The following is a 10,805-nucleotide window of genomic DNA, read 5'->3' on the forward strand; positions in this document are numbered from 1 at the left end:
GCGCCGTCGCCGGCATTGATCACGCTGCACTTGAGCGTCCGCACGAGCACCTGTGCCGCGCCGGCAGCGGCCAACGCCGCCAGCCATGCCACGAAGACGAACCTAACCATGCAAGAGCCCCCTCTTTGATCGGGAGCATCATCGATTTCGCTGCGATAACTAGCAGTTACACGGTAGCGATAGTGCCGGATTAACGCTTTTTACGCCGTTCGCGGGTCTAGCCGGCGCGCCGCGCCAGTGCCGCCGCCGCCTCGTCCGCCAGCGTCGCCAGGATGTCGGCGAGCGGCTCCTCGCGGGTGACCATGCCGACCGACTGGCCGGCCATGACGCTGCCATGCTCGACATCGCCATCGATCACCGCGCGGCGCAGCGCGCCCGCCCAATAATGCTCGATCTGCAGCTGCGCCTCCGCCATCGCGACGCGGCCCTCGTCGAGATGCCCCGCCACCTCACGCTGCTTCGCGGTGAACAGCTCCGCGCCGGCATTCCGGAGTGCGCGCACCGGGATGACCGGCAAGCGCGGGTCGAGCTGGACGCTGGCGACGGCATCGCGGGCGGAGGCGCGGATGAACGCCTGCTTGAAGCGGGGATGCGCGACCGACTCGGAAGCGCAGACGAAGCGCGTGCCGAGCTGAACGCCGGCCGCGCCCATCTCCAGATAGCCGGCGATCGCCTCCCCCCGGCCGATGCCGCCGGCGACGAACACCGGCACCTCGGCGGCGATGGTCGGCAGCATCTCCTGCGCGAGCACGCTGGTCGACACCGGCCCGATATGGCCGCCCGCCTCCATCCCCTCGATCACCAGCGCGTCGACGCCCGAGCGGATCAGCTTCTTCGCCAGCGCCAGCGTCGGCGCGAAGCAGATCACCTTCGCCCCGCCCGCCTTGATCGCCTCCAGCGCGCCCTTGGGCGGCAGTCCGCCCGCCAGCACCACATGGCCGACGCGGTGGCGCGCGCAGACCTCGATCAGCTCGTCGAGCGCGGGATGCATGGTGATCAGATTGACCCCGAACGCGCGGCTGGTCAGCGCCTTGGTCGCAGCGATCTCGGCATCAAGCAGTGCCGGCGTCATCGCCCCGCAGGCGATCACCCCGAAGCCGCCGGCGTTCGACATCGCCGCGACCAGGTTGCGCTCCGATACCCACGACATCGCCCCCGCCAGGATCGCGACCTCGCTGCCCAGGAACGCCGCGCCCCGCGCCATCAGGCGGGTCAGCCGGTCATGGCCGGCGATCGTCGAAGGGGCGGGCGCGAGGGTGTCGGTCACGCCGCAATCTCGCCATCGAGGCCATAGGCGGTGTGGAGCACTCGCACCGCCAGCTCGGTATAATCCTCCTCGATCAGCACGCTGACCTTGATCTCGCTGGTGGTGATCGCCTGGATGTTGATGCCCCGATCGCCCAGGGTGGTGAACATCGTCGAGGCGACGCCGGCGTGGCTCCTCATGCCGACGCCGACGACGCTGATCTTGGCGACGCGGCTGTCATGGACCAGCGCGTCGAAACCGATCGCCGGCCGCGCCCGCTCCAGGATGTCGAGCGCACGAACGAGGTCCGTCGCCGGGACGGTGAAGGTGACGTCGGTGGAGCCGGTGGAATGGGCGACGTTCTGGATGATCATGTCGACGTTGATGCCCGCATCGGCGAGCGGAGCAAAGATCGCTGCGACCGCGCCGGGCCGGTCCGGCACCGCGGTCAGCGTCACCTTCGCCTCGTTCTTATCGTGCGCGATGCCGGTGATGAGCTGGCGTTCCACGGTGTCGATCTCCTCGTCTAGTTCGTCCTCGCCGGCGATCAGCGTGCCGCGCTGCGGCGCATCGCTGTCGCCCTCCTCAAACGAGGAGAGCACGCGCACCCGCACGCCCTCCTTCATCGCGAGGCCGACGGAGCGCGTCTGCAGCACCTTCGCGCCGACGCTGGCAAGCTCCAGCATCTCCTCATAGGTCACCCGTGATAATTTGCGCGCGCGCGGCACGATACGCGGATCGGTGGTATAGACGCCATCGACGTCCGTGTAGATATCGCAGCGATCGGCCTTCAACGCCGCCGCCACCGCCACCGCCGAGGTGTCGGAGCCGCCACGGCCCAGCGTCGTCGCCCGACCATCGTCCGCCATCCCCTGGAACCCGGGGATCACCGCCACCTCGCCGCTCGCCAGCGCCGCCGTCAGCGCCGCCGTGTCGATTGCGCCGATCCGGGCGGAGGCGTGGGCGTCGGAGGTGCGGATCGGCAGCTGCCAGCCCAGCCACGATCGTGCCGGCACTCCCGCCGCTTGCAACGCGATCGCCAGCAGCCCGCTGGTCACCTGCTCGCCCGCCGACACCACCACGTCATACTCGGCACGGTCGTACAGCGCCGACGCCTCGCGGCAGAAGCCGACCAGCCGGTCGGTCTCGCCCGCCATCGCCGACACCACCACCGCTACCCGGTGCCCGGCCGCGACCTCGCGCTTCACTCGCGCGGCGACGTTGCGGATGCGTTCGATGCCGGCCATCGAGGTGCCGCCGAACTTCATCACGATGCAGGACATGGGGGCGGTGCAACCGTCTTGGGGAAAAGCCGCGGCCCTGATAGGAGCGGGCGCATGGCAAGCGCAAGCAGCACGATCGAACCGCAGGAAGCCGCGCATTTCGGCCGCCTTGCCGCCGATTGGTGGGACCCGAAGGGCTCTTCGGCGATGCTCCACCGGCTGAACCCGGCGCGGCTGCGCTACCTGCGCGAGGCGGTCGATCTGCACTGGGGCGGCGACGATCGCGGCTTCGCGCCGCTGGCGGGCAGGACGGCGCTCGACGTGGGATGCGGCGCGGGGCTGCTCGCCGAGCCGCTCGCGCGGCTGGGCGCGGCGGTCACCGCGATCGACGCAGCACCGGAGAACATCGTCGTCGCCGAGGCTCATGCGCGGCAATCGGCGCTGGCAATCGACTATCGCGCCGGCAGCCTGCCCGCGGTCCGCGGCGAGCGGTTCGATCTCGTCGTCAGCCTGGAGGTGATCGAGCATGTCACCGATCCGCGCGCCTTCATCGCCGGACTGGCGGCGGCGCTCGCGCCGGGCGGGCTGATGGTGCTGTCAACCCCCAACCGCACGCCGCTGTCGCGACTGGCGCTGATCGCGCTCGGCGAGGGGACGGGCATGATCCCGCGCGGCACGCATGACTGGCGCAAGTTCCTGACGCCCGACGAGCTGACGGCGCGGCTCGGCGAGGCGGGGCTGACGGTGCGCGACGTCCGTGGGCTCGGACTGTCGCCGGCCAAGGGGTTCGTGCTGACCGAGTCGACGGCGCTGGATTATCTGGTCACGGCGGTTCACGCCTGACGAAAGGACTACGCGGCCATCGCCCGCTTGCCCTCGATCAGCCGCTGGTAATGGCCGACCAAAGCTGCGGCATGTTCCTCGTCGCTGCGCACCCCTGATGCCGCCGCCGCGGCTGCCCGGCGCAGCGCCGGCTGGTCACGCGCGAACAGGCGAGCGATCGCCGCGGCACCGCTCTTCGCGTCGCGCGCGTGATAGATCTCGGCGTAATCGGGCGCGGCGACCTCGAACGCGCCGCCCACGTCCGGCACGATCAGCGGCGTGCCCGATGCCAGCGCCTCCGACACCACCAGCCCGAACGGCTCGGTGTCGTTGCCATGGATGAAGCCGTCGGCGCTCGCCAGGATGCGCGCCAGCTGCGGCCGGTCGTACACCGGCTGGAAAAGGCGGATGTGCGGACTGGAGGCGACCCGGCGGGCCAGCTGGCGGGTCCGCATCCCCTTGCCCATCAGAACCAGCCCGACCGGCAGGCTGGCCCCGGCGCGCTCGACCGCGTCGATCACCACCGGCCAGCGCTTCTCCGGGTGGTGGCGGCCGAGCGCGACCAGCAGATTCGCCTCCGGCGGCAGGCCGCACTGGGCGAGCAGCGAGGCACGCAGCCCCAGGTCCCGATGCGTCGGCGACAGCGCCGAGCGGTCGACCCCCAGCGTCATCGTCTCGTCGACGCGCACGCCTCGCGCCGTCAGCCGCCGGGTCAGCGCCGGGCCGTTGGTCAGTACCGTGTCGAACGGGGCCAGCAGCCGCGCCAGATAGCGGTCGTACCAGGCGAAGCCGCGCTCGATTGTCTCGCCGGGTGCCAGCTTCTCGAGCCAGCGCTTGGCATAGGCCTCCATATTGTCGTTATGCATGAAGAATGACTTGATCGCGCGTCCCCCCCGGGCTCCGACGATCCACGCCGGCCGCCAGGGCGAGCAGTTCTCGACCACGTCGGGATCGAGCGCGTCGAGGATGCGGTTGATGGGCGCGGCGTCCCAGAACAGCCCGTAATTGGCGTCGAACGGCATTCCCGGTGCCTTGACGTAGATGACGCGGCCGCCGCCGGGCCGCTCGTCGACGCGGTCGTCGCGGCCCGGCGCGATCACGATCAGCTCATGGCCCATGCCGGCCAGGATACCCATCTTGCGGTCGACATAGGTGCGCACGCCGCCGCCCGAGGGCGAGTAGAATTCGTTGACGTCGATGATCCGCACCGAACGGACTCAGTTGCCCGACGAGAGCGAGAAGCCGAGCAGCCCCAGATACTGCGCGCGGATCGTCAGCGGCAGCGTCGCCGCGCCGACCTCGACGATCGCCGCGCCGACCTTGGGCTTCGACATGCCGATCTTCTTGTTGCCCGGCAGCCCCGCGCCATCGATCGTGTACCTGAACTTGTTCTGCCCGTCGCGATTATGGGTCATCAGCAGCGCGTAGCGACCCGGCCCGGGCACGCGGATGCACAGCGACACGGCGCCGGCGGCGGGCGGCGAGACGGTGACCCGGCGAAAGGTCTTGCCCTCAGCGATCAGGTCGTGGTCGTCGCGGGTGAAATCCTCCGGCGTCGGCGGATACAGCTCCAGCTTGATGATGCCGCTGCGGTCCTTGAGGCCGACGACGGTGGCGAGGATCGCCGGCTTGTTCGCCTCGCACGCCGCGGCATCGGGGCCAAGCGGGGCAGCCAGCGCCGGCGAGGACAACGCGACCGGCGCAAGCGCGAGGAGCGGGGCGAGAAGGGTGCGATGGGTCATGCCGGGCTCCGCAATACAGGTTTGCGGCTGAACAGATGGTGAAGTCCGAAGCCGACGACCAGGATCAGATGAACCAGCAGCGTGCCGACCGACACCATCGTCACCAGCCGCGAGATCGGCGTCGCATGGCCGATGAGCAGCGCGGCGAGGTTGGCGAACAGCAGGTCCTTGTTGGGCACGAACGGCAGGCGCGAGACGATCTGCTTTACCGCGACGAGCAGCAGCCACATCGCCACCGCGACCGCCGGCAGCGCGAAATGCCAGACCAGCCCGGTCATCAGCCAGCCGGCAAGGATGCGCCCGCAGTGCAGCCAGAAGATGCGCCATAATTGCGCTCGATCGAGCGAGAACACGCGCCGCGAGAAGACCAGAAAAGGCAGCGACATGGCGACCGACACCACGCCCACGGCGAGGATGCCGTGGAACCATTCGGGCTTCAGAAAGGCGTGGCCGAACGGCACCACCAGCCCGATCAGCCCCAGCGTCATCGCATGTCCGGACAGCGCCGACAGGATGCTGACGTCCTTGACCGCGCCGAACGGTGCCGCAACCATCTTGGCACGGCCCCGCGCCCAGGCGTAGAAATAGGCCTCGCCCGAATAGCCGAACAGCACGTCGTTCGCGATCCGCTTCTTGGTCAGCGCGACCAGCCCGGCGACGGGGATCCCCCACAATCGATGGAAGATGGCATAGTCGAACAGCGGCGGCACCGCGTAGAGCACCACGAACGCCACATAGAAGAGCGGCGATCCCGGCACCGAGCGGGCGAGTGCGGGCAGGCCCGCCGTCCATAGCTGATAGCCCAGCCCCACCAGCATCGCGACCGTGAAGACGATCCCGACTACCAGCGGCCAGCGCGACTTGAGCGTCGGCAGGGGCTGCAAACCGGCGAGGTCGGGAGGCGTCGCGTCGGTTGCACCCGGCGCGGCCGCGACCGCGCTCACGCCCGCCACCGCGGCGTCGCCGTTTGATCGCTCACCAAAAATCGCCGTCCATCCCGAACCACTTGGCCGCATGGACAACCGCCGGCCTCATGCTATCGCGGTCTTGCGGGCCAATCTGGGCTGGAGCAAGGCAAGACGATGCCCGCCGACCACATCCTGACCTATGTCGAGAGCCTGCGCGGCGGCGGCGTCGAGCGCGCGCAACTACGCCTCGCTGGCGGCTGGCTTGCGGCGGGGCGGCGGGTGACGTTGGTCGCCAACCGGCTGGAGGGGCCTCTCTGCGCGGAACTGCCGGCGGGGATCGAAACGGTGACGCCGCGGCCGCGCGCGGTGACCTCGCTGCTGTGCCTCCCCACCATCGTCCGCCAGCGCAAGCCCGACCTGATCTTCTGCGCCGGCAACACCTATACCTCGATCGCCGCCTGGACGCGGGCGCGGCTCGGCCCGGCGATGCCGCCGATCGTCGGCAAGGTGTCCAACTCGCTGCGCCGCCGCGATCTGGGGCCGCTGGGCGATTGGGGCAACAGCGCGTGGCTCGCCTGCCATGGCCGCTTCCTCGACCATCTGGTGGCGATGACGCCCGAGACCGCGCGCCGCGCCGAGCGCGCGCTGCGGATGCGCGGCCGGGTCGAGGTGATTCCCAACCCTCCCGCCGAAACGATCCCCGGTGCGATCGGCACGGCGCTGCCTCGCGGGCGGATCGTGCTGGGGGTCGGCAGGCTGGTCGCGCAGAAGCGCTGGGACCGGCTGATCGCGGCGCTGCCGCTGCTCGCCGACCGCGAGGTGTCGCTGGTGATCGTCGGCGAGGGCGATCGCCGCACCGCGCTGGAGGCGCAGGTGGCGGCGCTTGGCCTGGGCAGCCGCGTGTTCCTGCCGGGCCATGCCGCCGATCCGCTGCCGGTGATGGCGCGCGCGGCGGTGGTGGTGTTGCCGTCCGACTTCGAGGGCGTCCCGGGCGTGCTGCGCGAGGCGCTGTCGGTCGGCACGCCGGTGATCGCGACCGAGTCGAGCCCCTCGGTGGCGGAGATCGTGACCTCGCCCACGCTCGGCTCGATCGTGGCGCCGGACGATCCGGCCGCGCTGGTGGCGGCGCTCGATCACTGGCTGGGCGGTGCGACGCCGCGCCCCGCGCCAGTGCCGCAGCCGGGATATGACTCGGCCGCGCGTTACCTGGCGCTGTTCGATCGGCTGGTGGTCACGCCGTCTCGCCGTCCTTCTCGCCCTGCCGCTCGGACCGTCGCTCCAATGCAACCTTGATCATCGCCGTCATCGGGTCGGCGAGCGCCAGCCCCAGGATACCGAACAAGGCGCTCGCCAGGATCTGCATCGACAGGGTCAGTGCCGGCGGCAGGTCGACGGTGCGCCGCGCCACGATCGGCACGACCACATAGCCGTCGAAGCTCTGCACCACCGCCCAGGTCGCCAGCGCCCAGAAGCCGGTATGCGCGCCCGCGCTGAACCCGACCGCGATCATCAGCGCGCCGGTGATGAACGCGCCGATATTGGGGATGAACGCCATGATCGCGGCGATGATGCCCAGCACCAGCGCCATTGGCACGCCGCCGACCTCCAACGCGATCCAGGTCAGCACGCCCTCCGCCGCCATGCCGGTCAGCCGCCCGGCGAGCAGCCGGCGCAGCGTCGTCGCCATCCGCTGGGTCGTCACCGTGAACTCCTCGCGCGAGTCGCGCGGCACCATCCATTGCAGCCCGCGCTCGTAGATGCGTGGCTCCATCGCGAAGAACAGCCCCAGCACCAGGATGAACACCAACGTCGTCAGCACGCCCAGCGCCGTGCCGACATAGGAGGTGATCTTGCCGACCGAGTCCAGCGCCTGGTGGAACGCGCCGTTGAGGTCCGCCGCGCCCGGCATCACCCCCTTGCTGCTCAGCCACTCGACCACCTTCTGCGACTGACCCTGCACGGTCGCGCGCAGCTGCGTCACCTGCTCGACCAACTGCACGCCGGTCAGGTAGAAGGTGCCGAGCAGGAAGGCGATCACCGCCAGCACGACGATCAACAACCGCCAGCCACGGCCGATCGGCAGCACGCGGCCGAGCAGCCGGACGCCGCCGTCGAGCAGCGCCGCGACGACCAGCCCGGCAAGGATGATCAGGATCGGCTGGATCAACACCACCACTAGCGCGATCGCGATCGCGAGCCCGAACCAGACGCTGGCGCGGGCGAATTCCGCGCGCATCGCCGGGTCGCGCATCTCGTTGGGGCTGGCCTCGACGACCAACGTCGGCCGCTTCTCGTCGCTCGGCCGCTCGTTGCTCGCCACCGGGCTCACCGGCGGGTCTCGGCGGGGTGAAGCGACACGCCGGCGCGGCCGGGGCGCAGCGAGCGCCACCAGCTGAGCGGGTTGAGCCAGCTCGCGCTGCCGTCGAAGGAGAAGGTCACGAACTCCGCCCGGCCGCCGATATTCTCGTACGGCACCGGCCCGCCCAGCCCCAGCTCGGACAGCGGAAAGCGGCTATCGGCGGAGCGGTCGCGATTGTCGCCCATCAGGAAGACATGGTCGGCCGGGATGGTGATCGCGCCATAATCGTCGCCCATGCTCGGCCCCAGCTCGACGGTGTCGTAACGGCGACCGCCCGGCAGCGTCTCGGTCACGACCGGCAACCGGCAGGTCGCGCTGCCGTCCGCCGCGACGACGCGCGCGGCGGGGCCATATTGCCCGACGTCACAGGTCTCGGTCCCGTCCGCCATCACCGTGCCGCCGTAATGGCGCACATCGACATAGTGCAGCGAGCCGCGTTGCACCGCCGCGCCGTTGAGGAAGACGATGCCGCCCTTCACCTGCAACCGGTCGCCGGGCAGGCCGATGACCCGCTTGATATAGTCGCTGTTGGTGCCCGGCGGGGTGACGATCACCACGTCGCCGCGCTCGGGCAGCCGGCCGAGCAGCCGGCCCTTGTGGAAGGGCAGCTGCACCGCCCAGCTATCCTCGTGCCGGCGCAGCACCAGGCTGTCGAAGATCGCGACCGGATTCGGGATGGTTGGGGAGACGAACGACCAGCCATAGGCGAACTTGTTGACCACCAGCCGGTCGCCGACCTGCAAGCCGGTCAGCATCGACTCGCTGGGGATGTAGAAGGGCTTGGCGATGAAGCTGTGGAAGCCGAGCACGACCAGGATCAGCCAGAAAATACCCTTGGCCTCCCCCCACCAGTCGGTGCCGGCGCGCGTCTTGCGCTCCTTGCCGGGGGGAGCCTCGCTGCCGTTCACCACCGCTTCCTTCATGCTGCCTTCCCGCTCAGGGCCTCGACCGGCACCGCCTCGATCACCACGAACGCCTGCGCCCAGGGGTGATCGTCGGTCATGGTCAGATGGACCCGCGCGGCGTGGCCGTCCGGGGTCATGGCGTCAAGCCTCGCCCGCGCGCCGCCGGTCAGCGCCAGCGTCGGCGCGCCCGAGGGCGCGTTGACGACGCCGATGTCGCGCATGAACACGCCCGCCCGAAAGCCGGTGCCGACCGCCTTGGAGAACGCCTCCTTGGCGGCGAAGCGCTTGGCGAAGGTGCCGGCGCGGGTGAACGGCCGCCGCGCTGCCCGGGCGCGCTCGGCATCGGTGAAGACCCGCGCCTCGAACCGCTCACCGAACCGGTCGAGCGACGCCTGGATTCGCTCGATGCTGCACAGGTCGGAGCCGAGGCCGAGGATCACTACCGCGCCGCATCCATCGCCGCGCGCATCTGCCGCACCGCCTCGCCGAGCCCGACGAACAGCGCCTCGCCGACCAGGAAATGGCCGATGTTGAGTTCGCGCACCTGCGGGATCGCCGCGATCGGGCCGACATTGTCATAGGTCAGGCCATGGCCGGCATGAACCTCGACGCCGTTCTTCGCCGCCAGCGCGGCGGCGTCGGCGAGGCGGCGCAGCTCGTCCGCTCGCGCTTCCCCGTCCAGGTCGGCATAGCGGCCGGTGTGCAGCTCCACCACCGGCGTGGCCAGTCGGATGGCGGCGTCGATCTGGCGTGCGTCGGGCTCGACGAACAGCGACACGCGGATACCGGCGGCGGTCAGCGCCCCGACCAGCGGGCGCAGGCGCTCGAACTGTCCGGCGGCGTCGAGGCCGCCCTCGGTCGTCACCTCCTCCCGCTTCTCCGGCACGATGCAGGCTGCGTGGGGGCGGTGGCGCAGCGCGATCGCCAGCATCTCGTCGGTCGCCGCCATCTCCAGGTTGAGCGGCACCGTCAGCGCGGCCAACAGCCGCGCGACATCGTCGTCGGTGATGTGCCGCCGATCCTCGCGCAGGTGCGCGGTGATCCCGTCCGCCCCTGCCTCGGCCGCGAGCAGCGCCCCGCGCACCGGGTCGGGATAACCGACGCCGCGGGCGTTGCGGACGGTCGCGACATGGTCGATGTTGACGCCTAGGCGCAGGGGGTCGGTCACGCCGCCCGGCTCCCCGGCTTCACCGCGGGGATCGACGCCAGCTCCGGCGGCAGCGCGTCCGCCGCATAGGTCGGCACATCGAGGCGAAGCAGCGGGAAGAACGGCACGCCCAGATCGACGCCGCCCCCCGACCGGTCGACCAGCGCCGCCGCCGCCACCGTAACGCCGCCGGCGCGCCCGATCGCGGCGATCGCCTCGCGCGACGACAGCCCGGTGGTGACCACGTCCTCCATCATCAGCACCGGCGTCCCCGGTGCCAGGCGAAAGCCGCGGCGCAGCTCGAACACGCCGTCGGGTCGTTCGAGGAACATCGCCTCCACCCCGAGCGCGCGGGCCATCTCGTGACCGGCGATGACGCCGCCCATCGCCGGCGAGACCACCGCCGCCGCCCGCTGCTTCACCTCGCCGGGCAGGCGGCGGACCAGCGCCTCG

Annotated in this window: 12 protein-coding genes; 2 read left to right on the forward strand and 10 right to left on the reverse strand. The window is 70.6% G+C overall.

The window, feature by feature from the left end; translation table 11 throughout:
* Nucleotides 1-217: 217 nt before the first annotated feature.
* Together HUU96_RS05075 and HUU96_RS05080 are read right to left on the reverse strand one after the other, a co-directional pair.
* Entirely contained in the window at nucleotides 218-1,204 is a 987-nt protein-coding gene (locus HUU96_RS05075; RefSeq protein ID WP_174291780.1) for an NAD(P)H-dependent flavin oxidoreductase, read from the reverse strand.
* Between the two features lie 59 nt (nucleotides 1,205-1,263).
* Complete coding sequence (locus HUU96_RS05080; RefSeq protein ID WP_174291770.1) at nucleotides 1,264-2,529, reverse strand: aspartate kinase; 1,266 nt, start codon at nucleotides 2,527-2,529, stop codon at nucleotides 1,264-1,266.
* 54 nt (nucleotides 2,530-2,583) lie between these two features.
* Here HUU96_RS05080 and ubiG point away from each other — a divergent pair, with 54 nt between their 5' ends.
* A complete protein-coding gene (gene ubiG / locus HUU96_RS05085) occupies nucleotides 2,584-3,312 on the forward strand; it encodes a bifunctional 2-polyprenyl-6-hydroxyphenol methylase/3-demethylubiquinol 3-O-methyltransferase UbiG (RefSeq protein ID WP_174291771.1) in 729 nt (242 codons plus the stop codon).
* Between the two features lie 8 nt (nucleotides 3,313-3,320).
* On the opposite strand, the gene HUU96_RS05090 is transcribed toward ubiG, so the two are convergent.
* The 3 genes from HUU96_RS05090 to HUU96_RS05100 are packed head-to-tail and all read right to left on the reverse strand — an operon-like array spanning nucleotide 3,321 to nucleotide 5,977.
* A complete protein-coding gene (locus HUU96_RS05090; protein WP_174291772.1) occupies nucleotides 3,321-4,499 on the reverse strand; it encodes a glycosyltransferase in 1,179 nt (392 codons plus the stop codon).
* Between the two features lie 9 nt (nucleotides 4,500-4,508).
* The gene (locus HUU96_RS05095; RefSeq protein ID WP_174291773.1) at nucleotides 4,509-5,033 is read right to left on the reverse strand and encodes a DUF2141 domain-containing protein; all 525 of its coding nucleotides are present in this window, start codon (nucleotides 5,031-5,033) and stop codon (nucleotides 4,509-4,511) included.
* Nucleotides 5,030-5,977, reverse strand: coding sequence for a hypothetical protein (locus HUU96_RS05100; protein ID WP_254605014.1), 948 nt, complete (start codon nucleotides 5,975-5,977; stop codon nucleotides 5,030-5,032). The genes HUU96_RS05095 and HUU96_RS05100 overlap by 4 nt, the downstream gene beginning before the upstream one ends.
* A 138-nt stretch (nucleotides 5,978-6,115) precedes the next feature.
* Here HUU96_RS05100 and HUU96_RS05105 point away from each other — a divergent pair, with 138 nt between their 5' ends.
* A complete protein-coding gene (locus HUU96_RS05105; RefSeq protein ID WP_174291775.1) occupies nucleotides 6,116-7,234 on the forward strand; it encodes a glycosyltransferase in 1,119 nt (372 codons plus the stop codon).
* On the opposite strand, the gene HUU96_RS05110 is transcribed toward HUU96_RS05105, so the two are convergent.
* The 5 genes from HUU96_RS05110 to HUU96_RS05130 form a co-directional block, all read right to left on the reverse strand.
* Nucleotides 7,173-8,192 carry an AI-2E family transporter gene (locus HUU96_RS05110; protein ID WP_174291781.1) on the reverse strand — a complete coding sequence of 340 codons (1,020 nt, stop codon included), beginning with the start codon at nucleotides 8,190-8,192 and terminating at the stop codon, nucleotides 7,173-7,175. The genes HUU96_RS05105 and HUU96_RS05110 overlap by 62 nt on opposite strands.
* A gap of 74 nt (nucleotides 8,193-8,266) precedes the next feature.
* Entirely contained in the window at nucleotides 8,267-9,223 is a 957-nt protein-coding gene (lepB, locus tag HUU96_RS05115; protein WP_174291776.1) for a signal peptidase I, read from the reverse strand.
* The gene (gene acpS, locus HUU96_RS05120; protein ID WP_174291777.1) at nucleotides 9,220-9,645 is read right to left on the reverse strand and encodes a holo-ACP synthase; all 426 of its coding nucleotides are present in this window, start codon (nucleotides 9,643-9,645) and stop codon (nucleotides 9,220-9,222) included. Before acpS ends, lepB begins: the two co-directional genes overlap by 4 nt.
* On the reverse strand, nucleotides 9,645-10,373 hold the full coding sequence (locus tag HUU96_RS05125) for a pyridoxine 5'-phosphate synthase (protein WP_174291778.1): 729 nt from the start codon (nucleotides 10,371-10,373) through the stop codon (nucleotides 9,645-9,647). Before HUU96_RS05125 ends, acpS begins: the two co-directional genes overlap by 1 nt.
* On the reverse strand, nucleotides 10,370-10,805 hold a 436-nt coding region (locus HUU96_RS05130), incomplete at its 5' end, for an orotate phosphoribosyltransferase (protein ID WP_174291779.1). The genes HUU96_RS05125 and HUU96_RS05130, both read right to left, overlap by 4 nt.

It is taken from the genome of Sphingomonas bacterium (genome assembly GCF_903644135.1).
Classification (GTDB): Bacteria; Pseudomonadota; Alphaproteobacteria; order Sphingomonadales; family Sphingomonadaceae; genus Sphingomonas.